General features: G+C 73.5%; 25 protein-coding genes. 20 read left to right on the forward strand and 5 right to left on the reverse strand.

Annotated features, from left to right (window positions below):
- Positions 1–12: 12 nt before the first annotated feature.
- From K313_RS0103465 to K313_RS0103510, 10 genes are all read left to right on the forward strand, one after another.
- Positions 13–642, forward strand: coding sequence for an HAD-IA family hydrolase (locus K313_RS0103465; RefSeq protein WP_029210450.1), 630 nt, complete (start codon positions 13–15; stop codon positions 640–642).
- Between the two features lie 45 nt (positions 643–687).
- Positions 688–1,236, forward strand: coding sequence for a peptide deformylase (gene def / locus K313_RS0103470; RefSeq protein ID WP_029210451.1), 549 nt, complete (start codon positions 688–690; stop codon positions 1,234–1,236).
- A 9-nt stretch (positions 1,237–1,245) separates the two neighbouring features.
- Positions 1,246–2,172, forward strand: coding sequence for a methionyl-tRNA formyltransferase (gene fmt / locus K313_RS0103475; RefSeq protein WP_029210452.1), 927 nt, complete (start codon positions 1,246–1,248; stop codon positions 2,170–2,172).
- Positions 2,169–3,668, forward strand: a complete 1,500-nt coding sequence (locus K313_RS0103480; RefSeq protein WP_019286105.1) for an RsmB/NOP family class I SAM-dependent RNA methyltransferase — start codon at positions 2,169–2,171, stop codon at positions 3,666–3,668. The genes fmt and K313_RS0103480 overlap by 4 nt, the downstream gene beginning before the upstream one ends.
- Positions 3,669–3,702: 34 nt before the next feature.
- On the forward strand, positions 3,703–4,359 hold the full coding sequence (rpe, locus tag K313_RS0103485; RefSeq protein WP_029210453.1) for a ribulose-phosphate 3-epimerase: 657 nt from the start codon (positions 3,703–3,705) through the stop codon (positions 4,357–4,359).
- A gap of 258 nt (positions 4,360–4,617) precedes the next feature.
- Positions 4,618–4,881 carry a phosphoribosyl-ATP diphosphatase gene (locus tag K313_RS0103490; protein WP_019286103.1) on the forward strand — a complete coding sequence of 88 codons (264 nt, stop codon included), beginning with the start codon at positions 4,618–4,620 and terminating at the stop codon, positions 4,879–4,881.
- Between the two features lie 11 nt (positions 4,882–4,892).
- Positions 4,893–5,756, forward strand: coding sequence for an ATP phosphoribosyltransferase (gene hisG, locus K313_RS0103495; protein ID WP_019286102.1), 864 nt, complete (start codon positions 4,893–4,895; stop codon positions 5,754–5,756).
- A 7-nt stretch (positions 5,757–5,763) separates the two neighbouring features.
- Positions 5,764–6,249, forward strand: coding sequence for a PH domain-containing protein (locus K313_RS0103500; RefSeq protein ID WP_029210454.1), 486 nt, complete (start codon positions 5,764–5,766; stop codon positions 6,247–6,249).
- A 49-nt stretch (positions 6,250–6,298) separates the two neighbouring features.
- Positions 6,299–7,513 (forward strand): mannose-6-phosphate isomerase, class I, encoded by a 1,215-nt coding sequence (gene manA, locus K313_RS0103505; RefSeq protein WP_029210455.1) that lies wholly within the window; start codon positions 6,299–6,301, stop codon positions 7,511–7,513.
- Between the two features lie 44 nt (positions 7,514–7,557).
- Positions 7,558–9,012, forward strand: coding sequence for a uracil-xanthine permease family protein (locus K313_RS0103510; RefSeq protein WP_019286099.1), 1,455 nt, complete (start codon positions 7,558–7,560; stop codon positions 9,010–9,012).
- Between the two features lie 4 nt (positions 9,013–9,016).
- Here the strand turns inward: K313_RS0103510 and K313_RS0103515 are convergent, their stop codons facing one another.
- Genes K313_RS0103515 through K313_RS0103525 form a run of 3 tightly spaced genes read right to left on the reverse strand, consistent with a single transcriptional unit; the run spans position 9,017 to position 11,397 of the window.
- A complete protein-coding gene (locus K313_RS0103515; RefSeq protein ID WP_029210456.1) occupies positions 9,017–10,189 on the reverse strand; it encodes an FUSC family protein in 1,173 nt (390 codons plus the stop codon).
- A gap of 1 nt (position 10,190) precedes the next feature.
- Positions 10,191–10,769: a DUF5655 domain-containing protein gene (locus tag K313_RS0103520; protein ID WP_029210457.1), complete on the reverse strand. Its 579-nt coding sequence runs from the start codon at positions 10,767–10,769 to the stop codon at positions 10,191–10,193.
- 4 nt (positions 10,770–10,773) lie between these two features.
- Positions 10,774–11,397 (reverse strand): nucleoside/nucleotide kinase family protein, encoded by a 624-nt coding sequence (locus tag K313_RS0103525; RefSeq protein ID WP_029210458.1) that lies wholly within the window; start codon positions 11,395–11,397, stop codon positions 10,774–10,776.
- A gap of 83 nt (positions 11,398–11,480) precedes the next feature.
- Between K313_RS0103525 and hisF the strand changes: the two genes are divergently transcribed.
- Positions 11,481–12,254, forward strand: a complete 774-nt coding sequence (hisF, locus tag K313_RS0103530) for an imidazole glycerol phosphate synthase subunit HisF (RefSeq protein WP_029210459.1) — start codon at positions 11,481–11,483, stop codon at positions 12,252–12,254.
- A gap of 70 nt (positions 12,255–12,324) precedes the next feature.
- Here hisF and K313_RS0103535 read toward each other — a convergent pair whose 3' ends face one another.
- Positions 12,325–12,963 (reverse strand): TIGR03085 family metal-binding protein, encoded by a 639-nt coding sequence (locus tag K313_RS0103535; protein ID WP_029210460.1) that lies wholly within the window; start codon positions 12,961–12,963, stop codon positions 12,325–12,327.
- 61 nt (positions 12,964–13,024) lie between these two features.
- Here K313_RS0103535 and K313_RS0103540 point away from each other — a divergent pair, with 61 nt between their 5' ends.
- The 5 genes from K313_RS0103540 to K313_RS19895 are packed head-to-tail and all read left to right on the forward strand — an operon-like array spanning position 13,025 to position 16,405.
- Positions 13,025–13,480 (forward strand): FBP domain-containing protein, encoded by a 456-nt coding sequence (locus tag K313_RS0103540; RefSeq protein WP_029210461.1) that lies wholly within the window; start codon positions 13,025–13,027, stop codon positions 13,478–13,480.
- Between the two features lie 18 nt (positions 13,481–13,498).
- Complete coding sequence (gene hisI, locus K313_RS0103545; RefSeq protein ID WP_029210462.1) at positions 13,499–13,879, forward strand: phosphoribosyl-AMP cyclohydrolase; 381 nt, start codon at positions 13,499–13,501, stop codon at positions 13,877–13,879.
- The gene (locus K313_RS0103550) at positions 13,876–15,423 is read left to right on the forward strand and encodes an anthranilate synthase component I (protein ID WP_029210463.1); all 1,548 of its coding nucleotides are present in this window, start codon (positions 13,876–13,878) and stop codon (positions 15,421–15,423) included. The genes hisI and K313_RS0103550 overlap by 4 nt, the downstream gene beginning before the upstream one ends.
- Positions 15,420–16,070 carry a Trp biosynthesis-associated membrane protein gene (locus tag K313_RS0103555; RefSeq protein WP_084412428.1) on the forward strand — a complete coding sequence of 217 codons (651 nt, stop codon included), beginning with the start codon at positions 15,420–15,422 and terminating at the stop codon, positions 16,068–16,070. The genes K313_RS0103550 and K313_RS0103555 overlap by 4 nt, the downstream gene beginning before the upstream one ends.
- A gap of 59 nt (positions 16,071–16,129) precedes the next feature.
- Complete coding sequence (locus tag K313_RS19895) at positions 16,130–16,405, forward strand: HGxxPAAW family protein (RefSeq protein WP_019286089.1); 276 nt, start codon at positions 16,130–16,132, stop codon at positions 16,403–16,405.
- Positions 16,406–16,538: 133 nt separating this feature from the next.
- Here K313_RS19895 and K313_RS19900 read toward each other — a convergent pair whose 3' ends face one another.
- On the reverse strand, positions 16,539–17,072 hold the full coding sequence (locus K313_RS19900) for a DUF4190 domain-containing protein (protein WP_029210465.1): 534 nt from the start codon (positions 17,070–17,072) through the stop codon (positions 16,539–16,541).
- A 124-nt stretch (positions 17,073–17,196) separates the two neighbouring features.
- Here K313_RS19900 and K313_RS24115 point away from each other — a divergent pair, with 124 nt between their 5' ends.
- From K313_RS24115 to trpA, 4 genes are read left to right on the forward strand one after another with little or no spacing between them, the layout of a single operon-like run.
- Entirely contained in the window at positions 17,197–17,667 is a 471-nt protein-coding gene (locus K313_RS24115) for a DUF2752 domain-containing protein (RefSeq protein ID WP_029210466.1), read from the forward strand.
- A gap of 52 nt (positions 17,668–17,719) precedes the next feature.
- Positions 17,720–18,532 (forward strand): indole-3-glycerol phosphate synthase TrpC, encoded by an 813-nt coding sequence (gene trpC / locus K313_RS0103575; RefSeq protein WP_029210467.1) that lies wholly within the window; start codon positions 17,720–17,722, stop codon positions 18,530–18,532.
- A gap of 14 nt (positions 18,533–18,546) precedes the next feature.
- Positions 18,547–19,890: a tryptophan synthase subunit beta gene (gene trpB, locus K313_RS0103580; RefSeq protein ID WP_029210468.1), complete on the forward strand. Its 1,344-nt coding sequence runs from the start codon at positions 18,547–18,549 to the stop codon at positions 19,888–19,890.
- A complete protein-coding gene (gene trpA / locus K313_RS0103585) occupies positions 19,887–20,675 on the forward strand; it encodes a tryptophan synthase subunit alpha (RefSeq protein WP_029210469.1) in 789 nt (262 codons plus the stop codon). Before trpB ends, trpA begins: the two co-directional genes overlap by 4 nt.
- The last annotated feature ends 4 nt before the right edge of the window (positions 20,676–20,679 follow it).

Below are 20,679 nucleotides of genomic sequence, written 5' to 3' on the forward strand. Positions count from 1 at the left end.
AGGCGAGACGGGATGAGCAGGCAGACACGCGCGATGGTCTTCGACCTCGGGCAGGTGCTCGTCGCGTGGGACCCCCTGCCGGCCATCGCCGCCGGCGTGGGGGAGGAGCGGGCCCGTGCCTTCCTCGCGGCCGACGACTTCCGGTTCCACGAGTGGAACCTCACGCTCGACCGGGGTGTGCCCGTCGCCGAGGCGGAGGAGCAGGCGATCGCGGACCACCCCGGATACGCCGACGAGATCCGTTCGTACGCAGCCAACTTCGACAAGTCGCTGACCCACCAGATCAACGGCACGGTCCAGATCCTGCGCGAGCTGTACGACGCCAAGGTCCCGCTCTTCGGGCTCACGAACTGGTCCAGCGAGCTGTTCGAGCAGCACGCCCGGCCGCGCTTCGCCTTCCTGCAGGGCTTCATCGACATCGTCGTGTCGGGCGCCGAGGGTGTGGTCAAGCCCGACCCGGCGATCTTCAGCATCCTCGAGCAGCGGATGGGGATCCCGCTGACCGAGTGCTGCTTCACCGACGACAACGCCCGCAACGTCCTGGCGGCGACCGCCTGCGGGCTCGACGCCGTCCGGTTCACCACGCCCGAGCAGCTCCGGCGTGACCTGGTGGCCCGCGGGGCCCCGCTGCGACCTGCGTAGACTGGGGCCGCCAGCCGTCGTCGCACCCCACAAGGACCGCAGCACGTGTCAGTCATGGACATCCGCCTGTTCGGCGACCCGGTCCTTCGCACCCCAGCCGCACCCGTGACCGACTTCGACGCCGAGCTGCGCGGGCTCGTCCAGGACCTGACGGACACCATGATCGACGCGCCCGGCGCCGGCCTGGCGGCACCCCAGCTGGGGGTCTCGCTGCGCGTCTTCACCTACTACGTCGACGGCGTCCTCGGGCACCTGGTCAACCCGTCCCTGGACCTGTCCGAGGAGATGCAGGACGGGGACGAGGGCTGTCTGTCGCTGCCGGGCCTCGCCTTCCCGACGCGTCGCGCGCTGCGGGTCGTCGCCACCGGCCAGGACATGCACGGCGAGCCACTCCGGCTGGAGGGCTCGGAGCTGCTGGCCCGCTGCGTCCAGCACGAGACCGACCACCTGGACGGGGTGCTGTTCATCGACCGGCTCGACCCCGAGCAGCGCCGGCTCGCCATGCGGGCGATCCGCGAGGCGCAGTGGTCCGGGGCCCCCGCACCCACCGTCAAGGCCAACCCCCACCTGCCCGGTTCGGCCTTCGGCCTCTAGGAGCCACCCATGCGCCTCGTCTTCGCCGGCACCCCGGCCGTCGCCCTGCCCAGCCTGGAGGCCCTGCTCGGGTCCTCCCACGACGTCGTCGCCGTCATCACCCGCCCCGACGCGCGCGCCGGCCGCGGCCGCACGCTCGTGCCCTCGCCGGTGCGCACGCGCGCCGAGGAGGCCGGGCTGGAGGTGCTGACGCCCACGAGCCTGCGCGACCCGGAGGCGCTCGACCGCCTGCGCGAGATCGCCCCCGACTGCTGCCCCGTCGTCGCCTACGGCGGGCTCGTCCCACCGGCGGCCCTGGCCATCCCCCCACGAGGCTGGGTCAACCTGCACTTCTCGGTGCTGCCGGCGTGGCGGGGCGCAGCGCCCGTGCAGCGCGCCGTCATGGCGGGCGACGAGATCACCGGGGCGACGACCTTCCTGCTCGAGGAGGGGCTGGACACCGGCCCGGTGCTCGGGCGGATGACGGAGGCCGTCCGACCCACCGACACGGCCGGGGACCTGCTCGAGCGGCTCTCCGTCGCCGGCTCCGGGCTGCTCGTCGAGACGCTCGACGCGATCGAGGCCGAGGCGATCCAGGCCGTGCCGCAGCGGCCCGGCGGGGTGTCCCACGCCCCCAAGCTCACCGTCGACGACGCCCGGATCAACTGGGCCGCACCGGGATTCGCCATCGATCGACAGGTGCGGGGGTGCACCCCGGAACCCGGGGCGTGGACGACCTTCCGCGGCGAGCGCCTGGGCCTCGGCCCCGTGACGGTCGACTCCCGTCCCGACCTGGGGCCGGGCGAGGTCGAGGCCGGCAAGCGGGACGTGGTGGTCGGCACCGCCACCACGGCGGTGCGGCTGTCGACCGTGCGGCCGCAGGGCAAGCGAGAGATGGCCGCTGCCGACTGGGCGCGCGGCGTGCGGATCGACGACGAGGACGTGATGGGCCAGTGACCACCCCCGACGAGCGCCGCCCCGGCCGTCCTGAGAGCCCCGCGCGCCCCGGTGGCCGGCGCGGTCCCCGGCAGAAGAGCGCCCAGCGACCCTCCGAGCGCGCCCGCAGTGGCGACCCCGCGCGGCTCACCGCCTACACCGTGCTGCGCAGCGTCGCCGAGGGCGGCTACGCCAACCTCGAGCTGCCCCGCCTCCTGCGCGGCCACGGCATGGCGGGTCGCGACGCGGCCTTCGCCACGGAGCTGACCTACGGGACCCTGCGGTGGCAGGGCCTCTACGACCCCGTGATCGCCGATGCGTCCGGCCGCTCCGTCGACAAGATCGACCCGCCCGTGCTCGACACCCTACGCCTCGGGGCGCACCAGGTCCTCGGCATGCGCGTCCCCGCCCACGCGGCCGTCGCCGAGACGGTGGGGCTCGCGCGCCAGGTCAACGGCGCCGGGGCCGCGGGCTTCGTCAACGCGGTCCTGCGCCGGGTGAGCGAGCGCTCCAGGCAGGAGTGGCTGGACCGGGTGCTGCCCGCCGGGACCGGCGTGGACCGGCTGGCCATGGAGCACTCCCACCCGGAGTGGATCGTCCGCGCCCTGCGGGCCGCGCTCCTCGCCCACGGCGCCGCCACGGTCGAGACCGTCGACCAGGAGCTGGTCTCCCTGCTGGAGGCCGACAACGACCCCGCCGACGTCATGCTCGTGGCCCGCCCCGGGCTGGTCGAGGTCGCCGACCTGGTCCGCCTCGGCGCCGAGCCGGCCGCTGTTTCGCCGGTCGGCGCGGTCCTGCGCAGCGGCGACCCCGGCGGGCTCGCCCCCGTCCGCGACGGCCGCGCGGCCGTGCAGGACGAGGGCTCGCAGGTGCTGGCGCTGGCGCTCGCGGCCGTGCCCGTCGAGAGCTCGGACGACTACCCCGAGGAGTGGCTGGACCTGTGCGCCGGCCCCGGCGGCAAGGCCGGTCTGCTGGCCGCCCTGTCCGTCGGGCGCGCCTACCTCACGGCCAACGAGGTCAGCCCCCACCGGGCCGACCTCGTCCGGCAGGGGCTGCGGGCCGCGATCGGCGCCGGCGCCGGCGTGGAGGTCCGCGTGGGCGACGGCCGGGACACCGGGGTCGACGAGCCGGGCCGCTACGACCGGGTGCTGGTCGACGCCCCCTGCACCGGGCTGGGCGCGCTGCGCCGGCGTCCCGAGGCGCGGTGGCGCCGCACCACCGCGGACCTCGCGGCCCTCACCGAGCTGCAGCGCGAGCTGCTCGCGTCCGCCATCGAGGCCACCCGCCCCGGCGGGGTGATCGCCTACGCGACCTGCAGCCCGCACGTCAACGAGACCACGTTCGTGGTGCGGGACGTCGCCGGTCGCCGGGACGACGTGGAGGTGCTTGACGCCCACGCCGTCCTCCGGGAGGTGGCGCCTGGGCTCGAGGTCGCGGGGGAGGGCCCGCACGCCCAGCTGTGGCCGCACCGCAACGAGACCGACGGCATGTTCCTCGCGCTGCTGCGCAAGCGCTGACCGGGCGCGTCGCCGGCTCGCCTAGGCTGTGCCCGTGCAGATCTCGCCCAGCATCCTGTCCTCGGACTTCGCCAACCTGCAGCACGAGCTCGAGCGCATCGGCAACGCCGACTGGGCTCACGTGGACGTCATGGACGGCCACTTCGTGCCCAACCTGACGCTGGGCCTGCCCGTCGTCGAGGCGCTCGCGCGGGTGAGCCCGATCCCGCTCGACTGCCACCTGATGATCGACGACCCCGACCGCTGGGCGCCGGGCTACATCGAGGCCGGGGCCGGGTCGGCGACCTTCCACGTCGAGGCGGCCCGCGACCCGCGGGCGCTCGCCCGGGCCCTGCGCGCCGCGGGTGGCCGGGCCGGTATGGCGCTCAAGCCCGGCACCGCGTTCGCGCCATACGCCGACCTGGTGCCCGAGCTCGACATGATCCTCGTGATGACCGTCGAGCCCGGGTTCGGCGGCCAGTCCTTCATGGCGGACCAGATGCCCAAGGTCCGCCAGGTCCGTGAGGCGGTGAGCCGCCACGGCGGCGAGGTCTGGATCCAGGTCGACGGCGGGGTGTCCGCCACGACCATCGAGCAGTGCGCCGAGGCGGGGGCCGACGTCTTCGTGGCCGGGTCCGCGGTCTACGGCGCCGAGGACGCGGCGGCGGCGGTCGACGACCTGCGGCGTCTCGTGGCGGCCCACGAGGACTGACTAGTCAGACTGAGTACCCGCACCTAGTTACTCTCTGTTCGATTTGTCGTACTATGTGTGCCCATTAGTACTTCTCGGGGGAGAGGGGTCACGGTGCCGTCGAGCAGTCGCGCAGCGCTCGAGTGCCTGCGTCGTGTCCCGGCGCTGGCGCGCCAGGCCGTCCGGGAGGGGAGCGCCCCCGCCGGGGCCCGGATGGACGCGGTTCCGCGTCGCGGACGACGTCATACGGCCGTCACGGGGAGCCGTAGGCTGTAGGGCGTGAAGACCTTCGACCAGCTGTTCGCCGAGCTCACCGACAAGGCCGTGACCCGGCCGGAAGGCTCCGGCACGGTGGCCGAGCTCGACAAGGGCGTGCACTTCATCGGCAAGAAGATCGTCGAGGAGGCCGCCGAGGTGTGGATGGCGGCCGAGCACGAGGGTGACGAGCGGGCCGCCGAGGAGATCAGCCAGCTGCTCTACCACCTCCAGGTCCTCATGGTCGCCCGGGGCATCAGCCTGGACGACGTCTACGCCCACCTCTGACCGGAGACCCCATGCTGCGAGTCGCCGTCCCCAACAAGGGGTCGCTGTCCGAGCCCGCCACGACGATGATGAAGGAAGCGGGCTACGCCCAGCGTCGTGACACCAAGGAGCTCGTCCTCACCGACGCCGACAACGGCGTCGAGTTCTTCTACCTGCGTCCCCGCGACGTCGCCGTCTACGTCGGGGCCGGCACCGTCGACCTCGGCATCACGGGTCGGGACCTGCTGCTGGACTCCGGCAGCACCGCCCGCGAGGTCATGGCCCTGGGCTTCGCCCGGTCGACCTTCCGGTTCGCCGCGCCGGCGGGCTCCATGGGATCCGTCGCCGACATCGACGGGCGGCGCGTGGCGACGTCATACTCCGGCCTGGTCCGGTCCCACCTGGACACCCACGGCATCACGGCCGAGGTCGTCCACCTCGACGGGGCCGTCGAGACCGCGGTGACCCTCGGCGTGGCCGACCTGATCGCGGACGTGGTCGAGACGGGCACGACCCTGCGCAACGCCGGCCTCGAGGTCTTCGGCGACCCCATCCTGCGCAGCGAGGCCGTGCTGATCAGCCGTTCGGACGCCGGGGGCGCCACCCAGGGGGAACCCGACCCGGCCCTGGAGACCCTGCGCCGCCGGCTCCACGGCGTGCTCGTGGCCCGCCAGTACGTCCTGATGGACTACGACTGCCCGAGCGAGCTCGTGGAGCGCGCGGTGGCGGTCACGCCCGGGCTGGAGTCCCCGACCGTGTCGCCGCTGCACGACCGGTCCTGGGTCGCCGTGCGCTCGATGGTGCCCCGCAAGCAGACCAACGCCGTGATGGACGAGCTCTATCGCATCGGGGCGCGCGGCATCCTGGTCACCGACATCGCCGCCTGCCGGCTGTGACCGCCGGATGAGCAGCCTCGACCGTCCGGGGCCGGCGCCCTACGACCCCTTCCAGCCCCGACGGGGCCGAGCGATGGCGCTCACCGCGGGGGTCCTGAGCCTCCTGCTCTTCTGCATCCTGGCGGCGCTGGTCCCGGGCGGGGCGCGGGGGTTCGGCGTCGTGGACCGGCTCATGCTGGTGGCGTGCGGCGTGGCGATCGCGTTCGTGCTCGCCCGTTACGCCGCCATCCGGGCCCTGCCGGACGAGTCCGGGCTGACCGTCCGCAACCTCATGACCACCCGCCACCTGCCCTGGACCAGCATCGAGTCGGTGCGGTTCGGGCACGGCGACCCCTGGGTGTCCCTCGTGCTCGACGACACCGAGACCGTCGCCGTCATGGCCATCCAGCGGGCCGACGGCCTCGGGTCGCAGGCGGAGGCCGGTCGCCTGGCGGCCCTGGTGGAGTCCCACCGCGGCGACCGCGACGACGTCGCCCGGACCTGGGACGCCTGACCTTCCCCAATCCGCCGTCCAGGGGCTCCCACGTCGTTAGAGTTGTCGGGTGGATCGTCTCGAAGCCGTCGTCCAGCCCTACGACTGGGGCTCCCGCTACGTCATCGCCACCCTCCAGGGTCGGCCGACGCCGTCGCCCGGTCCCGAGGCGGAGCTCTGGATCGGGGCCCACCCCGCCGCTCCCGCGCTGCTCGAGCGCGAGCAGGGCCTGACCACCCTCCACAAGGTCATCTCAACGGACCCCGAGGGGGAGCTCGGCGCCGGGTGCGCGAGCCGGTTCGACGGTCGCCTGCCCTTCCTGCTCAAGGTCCTCGCCGTCGAGAAGGCCCTGTCGATCCAGGTGCACCCCGACCGCACCCAGGCGCAGGAGGGATGGGCCCGGGAGGACGCGGCGTCGATCCCGCTGCGCGATCCGGCCCGCAACTACAAAGACGACTGGCCCAAGCCGGAGGCGGTGCTGGCGCTCACCGAGTTCGAGGCGCTCGCGGGGTTCCGCAGCGCCGAGGACGCGGCCCGGGTCGTCGAGCACCTGCAGGTCCCGGCGCTGGCCCCCGTCGTGGAGGCCCTGCGCGGGGGCGGGGCCCAGGCGCAGGCCCTCACGACCCTGCTCCACTGGCCCATGCGCGAGCGTGACCAGCTGCTGGCCGACGTCGAGTGGCGCTGCGGCGAGCTCGCGGACGACCCCGCCGTCGTGGACGAGGACCGCGCGGCCTTCCGCGCCGCGGTGCGGATCGCGCGCCAGCACCCCGGCGACATCGGCCTGGTCGCCTCGCTCCTGCTGCAGCACGTGGTCCTCCAGCCCGGCGAGGGACTGTTCATGCCCGCCGGCGGCCTGCACTGCTACCTGCAGGGGACGGGCGTCGAGCTGCTCGCCAACTCGGACAACGTCGTGCGGGCCGGGCTGACCTCCAAGCACGTGGACGTGGACGAGCTGCTGCGCCTGCTCGACCCGTCCGTGATCGTCCCGACGCTCCGCGCGGTCGAGGTCGCGCCGGGGATCACGCACTTCGAGACGCCGGCGCCGGAGTTCGACCTGCTGCGCTGCGTGGTCGGGGGTAGCGACGCTGGTCCCGGGGCCCAGCACCTGCCTGGTGACGGGGCTCCGCGGCTGCTGCTGTGCCTCGAGGGCGAGGTGACGGTGACCGACGGCGGGGGCGACCAGGTCGTGCTCGGCCGGGGCGACACGTGCTACTCCCCGGCCACGGACTCGGGGCTGGTCCTGACCGGTCGTGGCGACGTCGTGATCGGCACCACAGGTCGCTAGGATGGCGCGGGCCGGACGCTCCGGCCGGCGAGGAGCATGACCTGATGGCGCTGTGGACGCTGCACAACGGGGGAGTCCTGGAGCCGGGAGCCGTGGTGGCCCCGCACGAGAGGCTCGGCTGGGGCAAGACCATCGGGCTCGGTGCCCAGCACGTCGTCGCGATGTTCGGCGCGACCTTCGTCTTCCCGATCCTCATGGGGCTCAACCCCCAGCTCGCGGTGATGATGAGCGGCGTCGCGACGCTGCTGTTCCTGGCGATCGTGCGTGGCCGGGTCCCGAGCTACCTGGGCTCGTCGGCGTCCTTCGTCGGGGTCGCGACCGCCATCTACGCCGCGGGCGGGACCCCGGCGCACGTGTCCGGCGCGATGCTGTGGTGCGGTGTCGCCCTGGCCGTCGTGGGTGTCGTCATCCACCTCGCCGGCGCCACCGCCATCCACCGCACGCTGCCCCCCGTGGTCACCGGCGCGGTCGTCATGCTCATCGGGTTCAACCTCGCGCCGGTGGTCGCGCGCACCTACTGGCCGCAGGACCAGTGGGTCGCGCTGCTGGTCATGCTGGTCGTGGTGCTGCTCAACGTCGGGGTCCGCGGGTTCCTCTCCCGGGTCGCGATCTTCCTCGCCCTCGTGATCGGGTATGCCGTGTCCTGGGTCCTCGACCTCGTGGCCGGACCCATCACGAGCTTCCAGCCGGGCGCCGTCTCCGCGCAGAACCCCACCGGTGTCGTGGAGCACCTGCGCCTCGACTGGTCGGCGGTCAGCGCGGCCCCGTGGTTCGGCTTCCCGCCCGCCACGTCCGGCACCACCGTCGGCTGGCACCTGCCGCAGTTCTCGCTCGCCTACGCCCTGCTCGCCCTGCCCGTCGTCATCGCCCTCATCGCCGAGAACACCGGCCACGTCAAGGCCGTCGCCGAGATGACCGGCACCCCCCTCGACAAGGACATGGGCAAGGCGATCATGGCTGACGGCCTGGGCTCGGTCCTCGCCACCGGGGTGGGCGCCGGGCCCACGACCACGTATGCCGAGAACATCGGCGTCATGGCCGCCACCCGTGTCTACTCCACCGCCGCCTACGTCGTGGCCGCGCTCGTGGCCATCCTGTTCGGCTTCTCCCCGAAGTTCGGGGCGATCATCTCGGCCACCCCGGGTGGTGTGCTCGGCGGCATCTGCGTCGTGCTCTACGGCATGATCGGCCTGCTCGGCGCCAAGATCTGGAAGGAGAACGGGGTCGACTTCGGCAACCCCGTCAACCTGGTCCCCGTCGCCGCCGGCATCATCATCGGCATCGGGGACACCTCGCTGCGGTTCACGGACGACTTCACCCTCGGGGGCATCGCGCTCGGCACCATCGTCACCGTCGGGCTCTACCACCTCGCGCACGCGGTGGCCCCGCGCCACCTGCGCGACACCGCGGGCGGCAGCAACATCGTCCTGGACGCCCCCGGCATGTACGTCGACGAGGACTACCGCGAGCTCGCCGGGGACGAGCGCGACCGGCGCTGAGCGGCTACTCGGTGGTCGGCGGGGGAGTGTCCCTGCCCAGGTCGGTCTCCAGCACGCGGCGGATCTCGTGCTGGGCGGCGTCGAAGGACAGGCCCAGCACCTGCAGCAGGTCCACCACGATGGAGCGGAGCTGCGCGCGGATGACCTCGGCCGAGAGGGTCGCGTCGGGGTCGGGGTCGCGCGTCAGCCGCCCGATCTCGAGCAGCTCCGGCTCCAGGTCCTCCGACAGCTCGCCGGCGCTGAGGGCGTCGGAGATGTGGTCGACGACCTCGGCGAGCCGGTCGATGGCGTCGGTGTAGCGGTCCGGGACGTGCTCGGCGTTCTGCAGCGCGACGGTGGCCCGGCGGATGAGCACCCGCATGTTGCGGATGGCCCGGTCCATCGGCTCCATCAGGTTGGCGACCTCCTCCACCGCGGGTCGGTGCCGCCGGTGGAAGGGCGTGACCCGCATGACCTCCAGGCTGTCCGCGGAGAAGCCGCGCAGCGCCGTCAGGTCGCGCTCGGTGGCCCGGGCGGCCGTCAGGGCCTCCTCGCAGGCCTCGAGGTCGTCGTCGCGCAGGGCGGACGAGGTCGCGTGCAGCAGGTCGCCGATCGCGTCCAGGATCTTGCTCGCCTGGCTGCGCGGCTTGACGAGGGAGGAGCTGGGCACGAGGGAGGCGAACACCAGGGCGACCACCGCCCCGACGAGCGCCTCGAACCAGCGGCCGAACGCGCCCTGGGGGGCGGCGGCCAGCAGGGCCACGATCATGCCCTGGATGCCGGCCTGGTTGGCCATGAGGGTGCCCGCCCCGAGGAGGGTGGCGATCGTCATACCGGCACTGACGATCAGCAGGATCTGCCAGGGCCCGATGCCGAAGAGGTGCACGAAGGACTCCCCGATGAACGCCCCCACCGCGACGCCCACCGTGATCTCCAGCGCCCGGCGCAGCCGCTGGCCGTAGGTCATCCCGAGCGCGACGATCGCCGCGACGGGCGCGAACAGCGGCACACCCACGTCGAAGACGTAGTGCGCGATGGAGTAGGCGGTCATCGCCGCGAGGGCGCACTGGGCGATGAAGAAGAGCCGCTGGCGCAGGCGACGGGCGCTGCGCAGCGCCCCGCGCCGGGACAGCCGGGCGGACGAGCGACCCAGGTCTGCGGCGCGCTCGCCCCAGTGGACGTGACGGGTGGCGCCCACGTCAGTTCTGCTCGTAGGCGGCCAGCACCAACGGCTCCAGCGTGCTGACCTGCTCGATCGGCGTGGCCGCCGGCAGGTGGATCCAGTGGGTGGCCTGGGCGAAGCCCTTGGCCGGCTCGAGCCGGTCGTCGGCGGGCGTGACCTGGCGATAGCGCAGCCCGACCCGGAGGGTGTTGCGCGGGCCGGGCGCCACCGCGAGGAACTGGGTCGTCCGCACCACGGGGATGTAGGTCGCGCGACCCTGCACCTCGGCGTCCCCACCCATCGCGCGGCCCAGCCCGACGACCGCCTCGTGCAGGGGCCGCAGGTGGGATCGCTTGCCGGCATACAGCTCGTCGGTGACCTGGTCGACGGTGGGCATGGACCACCCGGCCGCCTCGGCCGCCGCGAAACCCACCGTCCACCGCGAGTTCTGGGCCAGGCCGTGCACGTCCCCCAGCCAGGCGCGGACGGCCTTCTGGTCCAGCGGGTCCGGCCCCTCGGCCTGCACCAGCGCCACCCACTCCTCGACCGTGCGCCCGGTGCGGGCCTTCATCGAGCGGGTGACCGCGTCCACCATGTCCTTCGGTTCGTTGCCCACGCGCTCATTGTCCCGTATCCAGGACGAGGTCGGCGTGATCTCGGGTCGCCTCGCGGGCGAAGTGGGCGCCCTCCTGACGGGACCAGCGCTCCCAGTGGGGACGGTAGGCCTCGCCGTCGCGCTCGAGCCCGCGACGCATGCGGGTCTCGCGGTCGGCCTCCAGCCAGGCCAGGGCGGACAGCCGAGGCCGTATGACGCCCGCCCCGCACCCCACGCCCTCGACGACGAGCCACCGTGCGGTGCACGGGATCTCGTGACGCTCGGCATAGACGCCGCGCTCCCAGTCGTAGCGCCGGTAGGACGCGTCCCGGCCGTGGGCCAACGGCTCGACGACCTGGGAGGACAGCAACGGCACGGCGGCGGCCAGCCCGTCCCAGCCGGGGTAGAGGTCGTCCATGTGCAGGACCTCCACCTCGGCCGGGGCGTGCGGACTCTCGTCGCCGGTGCTGCCCGCTAGCCCCGTCAGCCCGGTCAGGTGCGCCTCGACGTCCGCCGCGAAGGTCGTCTTGCCGGAGCCGCTGGGCCCGTCGATCGCGATGATCCGGGTGCCGCAGGGCAGGGCGGGCCGCCGCCGGGCGATGCCGACCAGCTCGGCGGCGGAGCTGGCGGAGGTCGCGGACGAGGGCATGGCGCCGAGCCTAGGCGTCGGCGCATCGTCCGGCGATCAGGCTGGGAGGGGACCGGTCGAGCCTGCGTGGCTAGGATCTGCGGGTGACTGTCGCCACCCGTGTGATCCCCTGCCTGGACGTCGATGCCGGACGCGTCGTCAAGGGCGTCAACTTCGAGAACCTCCGGGACGCGGGCGATCCCGTCGAGCTGGCGCGCACCTATGACGCGCAGGGCGCCGACGAGCTGACCTTCCTCGACGTGACCGCGAGCTCGGGCAACCGGGAGACGACATACGAGATGGTGCGGCACTGCGCCGAGCAGGTGTTCATCCCGCTGACCGTCGGCGGGGGGGTACGCACCCCCGAGGACGTGGACCGGCTGCTGCGGGCCGGCGCCGACAAGGTGGGCGTCAACACCGCCGCGATCGCGCGTCCCGAGGTGATCAGCGAGATCGCCGACCGGTTCGGCAACCAGGTGCTGGTGCTGTCCGCGGACGTCCGGCGGCGCCGGGACGAGCAGGGCCGGCTGGTCGAGGGCTTCGAGGTGACGACCCACGGCGGCAAGCGCGGCACGGGCATCGACGCCGTCGAGTGGTGCGCGCGGGCCGAGCGGCTCGGCGCGGGGGAGATCCTGCTCAACTCCATGGACGCCGACGGCACCAAGGACGGCTTCGACCTCGAGCTGATCCGCCTCGTCCGGCGCGAGGTCACCGTGCCGCTCATCGCGTCGGGGGGCGCGGGCGCGCTCGAGCACTTCGCGCCCGCGGTCGAGGCCGGGGCGGACGCGGTGCTCGCGGCGAGCGTCTTCCACTACGGCGAGCTGACGATCGGCCAGGTCAAGGACGCGTTGCGCGCCGCCGGCCACGAGGTGCGCTGACCGGATCGACCCGACCTCGACACATCCGCCTGGCGTGCGAAGCCAGGCGGACGTGACTACCTGAGGCAGGTCAGAGGCCGAGGGAGGTCGTGCGGAAGACGCGGTCGGCCGCCGGGGAACCCTCGACCGTCACGTCGGCCGCCGAGGTCCGCCCGGTCAGGTAGAGCAGGAGGTCGCCGGGACGCCCGGTCAGCGTGACCGACCCCGCCGCGGTGGGCTTGCGCAGCACCTGCTCGCCGTGACCCGGAGCGACGGCCGTGACGCCGACCTTGCACCGCAGCAGGGACAGGCCCCCCATCGTCGAGACCATCCGCCACAGGGCCGCCTCGAGCTCCGGGGTCATCGGGACGTGGGCCACGGGCTGCTGCGCGCGCAGGACGTCCTCGTGGTGGATGTAGAACTCCGACAGGTTCATCCGCTCGTCGACGGCGGGGATCCGTGCGGGAGCGTAGGCCGGGGGGCCGAAGCGCACGAGATCGACCAGCTCGGGCCAGGGGCGGGCGGCATACGTCCGCTGGACCTTGGCCGTGTAGCCCGCGAGGGCCGGGACCATGATCCCGGCCGCGGCGTCGGGGCGACGGTCGCGGGTCGCGAGGTGGGCCGCGAGGTCACGGGTCGTCCACCCCTCGTTGAGGGTGGGGGCGTCCGGCCCGACGCGGTCGAAGAGGTCGGACAGGGCCTGGCGCTGGGCGGTGGCGAGCGAGGTCATGGGGCCATCCTGGCACCGTAACCGGTGGCTCCGGCGCCTTGGGATGTGGTGGACTCGCGGAGTGCGTGCCCTCACCGAGCCCGAGATCCGATCAGCCTTCGTCAACGCCTCCCGCCGCGAGGCCGCCCAGGCCGCGATGCCTGATCTGGACGTGATCGACTGGCCGGCGCAGGACGTCCTGGGGTGGCGGGACCCCAAGCGGCCGCTGCTCGCCTATGTCGTGCTGGAGGACGACGAGGGATCGCCCCGCGCGGTGATGCTGCGGCCGGCCGCCGAGGCCGCCGGGGCACCCCGACGCCGCAAGGTGTGCTCCTGGTGCCAGGACATCACCGAGACCACCGACGTGAGCATGTATGTCGCGCGCCGTGCCGGCCCGGCCGGACGCGCGGGCAGCAAGGCGGGGACCCTCATCTGCACCGACTTCACGTGCTCCCGCAACGTGCGGCGGGCGCCCACGCCGATGGAGGTGGGCACGTGCTCGCCGGTGACGAGACGGTGTGACCGGGCACCCCGGTGACCTTGGCACAATGACCCGGTGACCCCCGACGACGCCATACGGCCTCCCGCCCTGGACCCGAGCATCGCGAGCCGCCTCAAGCGCGACGACCACGGACTGGTCGCGGCGGTGGTGCAGCAGCACGACACCGGTGACGTGCTCATGATCGGCTGGATGGACGACGAGGCGCTGCGTCGCACGCTCGCCGAGGGGCGCGTGACCTTCTGGAGCCGCAGCCGTCAGGAGTACTGGCGCAAGGGCGACACCTCCGGTCACGCCCAGTTCGTCAAGGGCGTGGCGATCGACTGCGACGGAGACGCCCTGCTGGTGCGCGTCGACCAGGTCGGCGCCGCCTGCCACACCGGCGAGCGCACCTGCTTCTACACCGATCTGCCTGCGACAGAAGGGAATCGACCGTGAGCGACCGGACCGCCGGGGCCGTGCCCGACCTGGGCTACGGCGTCACCTGGCCGCCCCTCGACACCTTCCGCGAGCTGGCCGCCGGCCGTCGGGTGATCCCCGTGGCGCGGCGCCTGCTCGCCGACGCCGAGACGCCGCTGTCGGTCTATCGCAAGCTCGCGCAGGACCGGCCGGGCACCTTCCTGTTCGAGTCGGCCGAGCACGGCGGCGTGTGGTCGCGCTACTCGATCGTGGGGGCGGCCAGCCTCGCCACCCTGACCGAGAGCGGGGGCGCGGCCACCTGGCTCGGCGACGTGCCCGCGGGCATCCCCACGGAGGGCAGCCCGGTGGAGGTCCTGCGCGACACCGTGGAGGTGCTCGGCACCGACCCCGTCGCGGGCCTGCCGCCCCTCACCGGCGGGATGGTCGGCTTCGTCGGCTATGACGCGGTCCGCCGGTGGGAGCGTGTGCCCGACGGCGCCGAGGACGTCCTGCACCTGCCCGAGCTGGCCATGATGCTCGCCACCGACCTCGCCGTGATGGACCACGCGGACGGCTCGATCCTGCTCGTGGCCAACGCGATCAACGTGGACGACACGGACGAGCGGGTGGACGAGGCGCACGCCGGCGCCGTGGAGCGGCTCGACCGGATGGTGCGCGAGCTGGCTGCTCCGGCGCCGAGCACGGTCGCCGTGGTCGAGCCGCTTGCGCCGGGGGCGACGAGCAACATGTCTCCTGAGGACTTCCACGCGATGGTCGAGCAGGGCAAGGAGGCGATCCGCGCGGGCGAGGTCTTCCAGGTCGTGCTGTCGCAGCGGTTCAGCGTGCCGTGCCCCGCCGACGCCCTCGACGTCTACCGCGTCCTGCGCGCCTCCAACCCCAGCCCCTACATGTACCTCCTGCGCTGCCCCGACCCCGACGGCGGCAGCTATGACATCGTCGGGTCCAGCCCGGAGGCCCTGGTCAAGGTGACCGGGCGGCGCGTCATCACCCACCCGATCGCCGGGTCCCGTCCGCGGGGCGCCGGCCCCGAGGAGGACGTGCAGCTCGAGAAGGACCTGCTGGCCGACCCCAAGGAACGCTCCGAGCACGTGATGCTCGTCGACCTGTCCCGCAACGACCTGCAGCGCGTCTGCGACGCCGGCACGGTCGACACCGTCGAGTTCATGACGATCCGGCGCTACAGCCATATCATGCACATCGAGTCCACGGTCGTCGGTCGCCTCTCGGAGGGGCGGAGCGCGTATGACGTCCTGGCCGCCACGTTCCCCGCCGGCACGCTGTCAGGGGCACCCAAGCCCCGCGCGCTCAGCCTCATCGACGAGCTCGAGCCGAGCCGCCGCGGGCTCTACGGGGGGGTGGTCGGCTACCTCGACTTCCACGGGGACCTCGACATGGCGATCGCCATCCGCACCGCCCTCATCCGCGACGGGGTCGCGCACGTGCAGGCCGGCGGCGGCATCGTCGCGGACTCGGTGCCCGAGCTCGAGCTGCAGGAGTCCCGCAACAAGGCGGCGGCAGCCCTGCGGGCCGTCGCCGCCGCGACCGGCTTGCGGGCGCCGTGAGCCCGGCCCGGGTGGTCGTGCTCCCGGCCCTGCTGGGCGCCGGGACCGTGTTCGGGCTGGCGACCCAGCCCTGGGCCACCGGCAGCTCCGTGGACGCCCTGGTCGGGAGCCGGACCGTCACCGCGACCGGATCGTCGCTGGTCCCCCTCGCGGGGGCGCTGGCGCTCGCGGCCGCCGCCGCGTCGATCGTGGCCGTCACCGGCGGGCGGGTGGTGCGCCGCGTCGCGGCCGTCGTCCTGCTGCTGGCGGCGCTCGGCTGCGCCGTCGCCGTCGGGTGGTTCCTCGCGGACCCGGCCTCGCCGCTGGCCGCCGACCTCGCGACCCGCACCGGACGGACGTCGCCGCCGCGGGTGAGCGCCTCGGCGACCTGGGCCGCCTGGGTGGCGCTGGCGGCGACGCTGCTGCCCGCGGCCGCGGGCGTCGCGGCGTTGCGGCTGGCCGGCCGCACCCACGGCCTGTCGCGCCGCTACGACGCGCCGGTGGCGCAGGACGCCCGACCCGCGGCCGCGCGTGGGGCGTCCCTGTGGGACCAGGTGAGCCGCGGGGAGACCGAGGGCTCCGGTGACGACGGTGCCGACGGCGACACCGACGGCGACACCGACGGCGACACCGACACCGACGACGCCGGGCCGCGCCGGTCGCGTTGACCTGACACAATGGCGCCAGCGATTCCCCGACCCTCACGCCCCGACCAGGAGCCAGACCGATGATCGAAGACCGTCCCGACGCCGCACCCTCCGCCAACGAGCAGGCCACGCACGACACGCACGGCCAGTCGATCGCGGCCTGGGCCACCGTGGGCGTCATGCTCCTCGGGGCCGTGGTGACCTCCCTCGCGGTGGTCTTCGCCAACTGGTTCTGGATCATCGTCGGCGCCGTGATCGTCGTGGCCGGTCCGGTGCTCGGCAGCGTCCTCGTCAAGGCGGGCTACGGCGCCGGCGGGCCCAAGGACAGCTTCACCAACTCCCCGCACCACCGCTGACGCCTCGGCGTCGCTGTAGAACCGCGGCGCCACCCCGCATCCCCAAACGACAAAGATCGTGAGTGTTTGGTCCAAGAATCTTGGACCAAACACTCACGATCTTTTGGGTGGAGCGTGAGGTGGGGCGATCGGATCAGCGCTTGTTGAACTCGTCCTGGATGCACTGCTGCATCTTGGTCGGGTCCTGGTCGTACTGCTGGCACTTCTCGGCGACGTCCGCGAAGACCAGCGTGAAGACCAGCATCGCGATGCCCATGAGGGTGCCGATGATGCCGAGGATCAGGCCGGCCATCGACAGGCCCTTGCCGCCGACGAGGCCCTGCTTGGCCTTCTTGTTGCCCATCACGCCGAGCACGATGGCGACGATGCCGGCGATCAGGCCCGGCCAGCCGCCGCAGCACGCCAGCGGGATCGACAGGATGCCGAGGATCAGGGCGATGATGCCGAGCACGTTCGTGCCCTGTGGCTGCGGGGCGTAGCCCTGACCGTAGGGCTGGTTGCCGTAGGGCGGCTGGCCGCCGTCATACGGCTGTCCTCCACCGGCCGGCTGCGACGGCTGGCTCCCGTAGGGCTGGCTGCCGTAGGGCTGGCTCCCGTAGGCGCCGCCCGAGGCGGGACGCTCCGGCTCTCCGGCCGGCGGCGGCGGGTTCTGCGGGTTGTCGGTCATGGATTTCCCCTCTCGTCTGTGACAGAAGCGCCTGTCAAGGCGACGGTGCCACGCTAGCCGCCTGCTCGACGCGCCCCGGGGAGGTGTGCCGTGTGTCCGCCGGCCGTGGCCGTATCGTGGCCGTGTGCCGCAGACGTCCGCCCCGGCGCCCGCACGCTCGTCCTCCGAGCGCGGTCGGGTCGTGCTCGCCCTGCCGCTGGGGCTGCTGGCCGGCCAGGCGGTGGCCCTCGGTGCCCTCGCCGTCCGCGACCCGCACCGGCCGGGGTCCTGGGGCGGTTGCCCCTTCCTCGCCCTGACCGGGCTGCCGTGCCCCTGGTGCGGCGGGCTGCGCTCCGTCCACGACCTCGTCCACGGTGACGTCGTCGCCGCGCTGTCCTCCAACGCCCCCACCGTCCTCGCGGTCCTCGCCCTCCTGGCCGGCACCATCGCGTGGACGGTCGTGGCGTGGCGGGCCCGGCGGCGAGGGGCCGCCGACCCGGTCGTCATACGGCTCCAGGGGGCCCCCGTCGGGCGTTGGGTCGCGGCGGTGCTCCTGCTGTGGTGCGCCTTCGGCGTCGCCCGCTGGTGGGCGCCCCTGGCGTGGTGGCAGCCCTAGTCGACGCGTGGACGGATTGGGTGACCGCGCCGCGAGTGGCTAGCCTGAGCCCGTGGCTTCGGTACTCGACGACATCATCGGCGGCGTCCGCGAGGATCTCGCGCGCCGCCAGGCGCAGACCTCGCTGGACGCGCTGAAGGAGCGCGCCTCCCAGGTCGAGCCGGCCAAGGACGCCCGAGCCGCGCTGGCCCTGGGCCGCACCGCCGGGGTCCGGGTGATCGCCGAGGTCAAGCGGTCCAGCCCGAGCAAGGGGGCCCTCGCGCTCATCGCGGATCCGGGCGGGCTCGCGGCGGACTACGAGGCCGGCGGGGCCAGCGTCATCAGCGTCCTCACCGAGCAGCGCAGGTTCGGCGGCAGCCTGGCCGACCTCGACACGGTGCGGGCCGCCGTGGACGTGCCGGTGCTGCGCAAGGACTTCATGGTCGAGCCCTACCAGCTGTGGGAGGCGCGGGCGCACGGCGCCGACGTCATCCTGCTGATCGTGGCGGCGCTCGAGCAGTCCGTCCTGGTCTCGATGCGGGAGCGCGCCGAGTCCCTCGGCATGACCGCCCTGGTGGAGGTGCACGACGAGGACGAGGCCCGCCGGGCGCTGGACGCCGGGGCCAGGGTCGTCGGCGTCAACAACCGCAACCTCAAGACCCTCGAGGTCGACCGCTCCACCTTCGGACGCGTCGCCGCGCTGCTGCCCGACACGGTCGTGCGCGTCGCCGAGTCGGGGGTCCGCGGACCTCACGACGTCATGGACCTCGCTCGCGCCGGTGCCGACGCCGTGCTCGTGGGGGAGTCCCTCGTCACCGGGGGCAGCCCCCGGGACGCCGTCGCCGAGCTCATCGCCGCCGGCGCCCACCCGGCCCTGCGCCACTGACCCCCGGAGCCCCCATGGACGACTCGACCGAGACCCCCACCACCGCGCCGGACCAGCCGCGCGAGCCTCACCGCCCGCACCGGTCTCCCAGCGACGCCGGCCCGGGCGACCCGGTGGGCCGGTTCGACGACTTCGGCGGCCGCTACGTCCCCGAGGCGCTGGTCGCGGCGCTGGAGGAGCTCGACGAGCAGCGCCTCAAGGCCGCCCGCGACCCGGAGTTCCTCACCGAGCTCGAGCGGCTGCAGCGGACCTACACGGGCCGCCCGAGCATCATCACCGAGGTGCCGCGCTTCGCCGAGCACTGCGGGGGAGCGCGGGTCATCCTCAAGCGCGAAGACCTCAACCACACCGGCTCCCACAAGATCAACAACGTGCTCGGCCAGGCGCTGCTGACCCGGCGCATGGGCAAGACGCGCGTCATCGCCGAGACGGGGGCGGGCCAGCACGGCGTGGCCACCGCGACCGCGGCAGCGCTCATGGGGCTTGAGTGCGTCGTCTACATGGGGGAGCGGGACACCGAGCGGCAGGCCCTCAACGTCGCCCGCATGCGCCTCCTCGGCGCCACGGTCGTGCCCGTGACGCACGGCAGCCGGACGCTCAAGGACGCGGTCAACGAGGCCTTCCGCGACTGGGTCGCCAACGTCGCCACCACCCACTACGTCCTGGGGACGGTCACCGGGCCGCACCCCTTCCCGGAGATGGTCCGCGACTTCCACAAGGTCATCGGCGAGGAGGCCCGGGAGCAGGTCCTCGAGCTCGTGGGCCGGCTGCCCGACGCGGTCTGCGCCTGCGTGGGCGGTGGGTCCAACGCGATGGGCATCTTCCACGCGTTCGTGCCCGACCGCGACGTGCGGCTCGTCGGCCTGGAGGGCGGCGGCGAGGGCGTCGAGTCCGGACGTCACGCATCGCGGTTCGCCACCGGCACCCCGGGCGTGCTGCACGGCGCCTTCACCTACCTGCTCCAGGACGACGAGGGGCAGACCATCGAGTCGCACTCGGTCTCGGCCGGCCTGGACTACCCCAGCGTGGGACCCGAGCACGCGGCCCTGCACGCGTCCGGTCGTGCGGAGTACCACCCGATCACGGACGACGAGGCCATGGAGGCCTTCCGGCTGCTCACCCGCACCGAGGGCATCCTGCCGGCCATCGAGTCCAGCCACGCGCTCGCCGGCGCCATGAAGCTCGGGCGCGAGCTCGGGCCCGACGCCGTCATCCTCGTCAGCCTGTCCGGCCGCGGGGACAAGGACGTCGACAGCGCCGCCCGCTGGTTCGGGCTGATGGACGGCGAGGACTTCGCCCGCGCCGAGGAGATCAAGGCCTCCGAGCCGGTCGGCGACAACGAAGGAGTGGGCCAGTGAGCTCCCGCGTCACCGACGTCCTGCGGCGCTGCCGCGACGAGCACCGGGCCGCCCTCGTGGGCTACCTGCCCGTGGGCTACCCCGACGTCGACCGCTCGATCGAGGCCATGGTCGCCATGGTCGAGGCAGGCGTGGACATCGTCGAGGTCGGCATCCCCTACAGCGACCCGGTCATGGACGGCCCGGTCATCCAGGACGCCGCCGTGCAGGCCCTCGCGGGTGGGGTGCGGCTCGCCGACGCGTTCCGCGCGGTCCGGGCCATCACCGACGCCGGTGGCGCCGCGGTGTGCATGACCTACATCAACCCCGTGCTGCGGTATGGCGTCGACCGGTTCGCGGCCGAGCTCGCGGCGAACGGCGGCTCCGGGCTGATCACCCCCGACCTGATCCCCGACGAGGCCGGAGCCTGGATCGACGCCGCGGAGCGGCACGACCTGGACCGCATCTTCCTGGTCGCCCCCTCGTCCACCACCGAGCGCCTGGCGTCCACGTCCGCCGCCTGCCGCGGCTTCGTCTACGTCACCGCCCTCATGGGCGTCACCGGTGCGCGGGCGGCCGTCGGGCCCGAGGCGGCCCACCTGATCGAGCGCACCCGCGCCGTCACCGACACCCCGCTGTGCGTGGGGCTCGGCGTCTCCACCCGCGAGCAGGCGGCTCAGGTCGCGGCCTACGCGGACGGGGTCATCGTCGGGTCGGCGCTCGTCCGCGCTCTCGGCGAGGGTGTCGAGGAGCTGCAGGGCGTCGTCCGCGAGCTGGCGGCCGGCGTCCGGGAGGGCGGCCGATGAGGAC

Origin of the sequence: Arsenicicoccus bolidensis DSM 15745, from assembly GCF_000426385.1 — a bacterium.
In the GTDB taxonomy this organism is placed as follows: Bacteria; Actinomycetota; Actinomycetes; order Actinomycetales; family Dermatophilaceae; genus Arsenicicoccus; species Arsenicicoccus bolidensis.

Coding starts and splice junctions, on each gene's coding strand:
- K313_RS0103510 (WP_019286099.1), top strand. CDS start 7,558: ATGGCGCTGTGGACGCTGCACAACGGGGGAGTCCTGGAGCCGGGAGCC.
- fmt (WP_029210452.1), top strand. CDS start 1,246: ATGCGCCTCGTCTTCGCCGGCACCCCGGCCGTCGCCCTGCCCAGCCTG.
- K313_RS19895 (WP_019286089.1), top strand. CDS start 16,130: ATGATCGAAGACCGTCCCGACGCCGCACCCTCCGCCAACGAGCAGGCC.
- K313_RS0103500 (WP_029210454.1), top strand. CDS start 5,764: ATGAGCAGCCTCGACCGTCCGGGGCCGGCGCCCTACGACCCCTTCCAG.
- hisG (WP_019286102.1), top strand. CDS start 4,893: ATGCTGCGAGTCGCCGTCCCCAACAAGGGGTCGCTGTCCGAGCCCGCC.
- K313_RS0103525 (WP_029210458.1), bottom strand. CDS start 11,397: ATGCCCTCGTCCGCGACCTCCGCCAGCTCCGCCGCCGAGCTGGTCGGC.
- trpB (WP_029210468.1), top strand. CDS start 18,547: ATGGACGACTCGACCGAGACCCCCACCACCGCGCCGGACCAGCCGCGC.
- K313_RS0103535 (WP_029210460.1), bottom strand. CDS start 12,963: ATGACCTCGCTCGCCACCGCCCAGCGCCAGGCCCTGTCCGACCTCTTC.
- K313_RS19900 (WP_029210465.1), bottom strand. CDS start 17,072: ATGACCGACAACCCGCAGAACCCGCCGCCGCCGGCCGGAGAGCCGGAG.
- K313_RS0103465 (WP_029210450.1), top strand. CDS start 13: ATGAGCAGGCAGACACGCGCGATGGTCTTCGACCTCGGGCAGGTGCTC.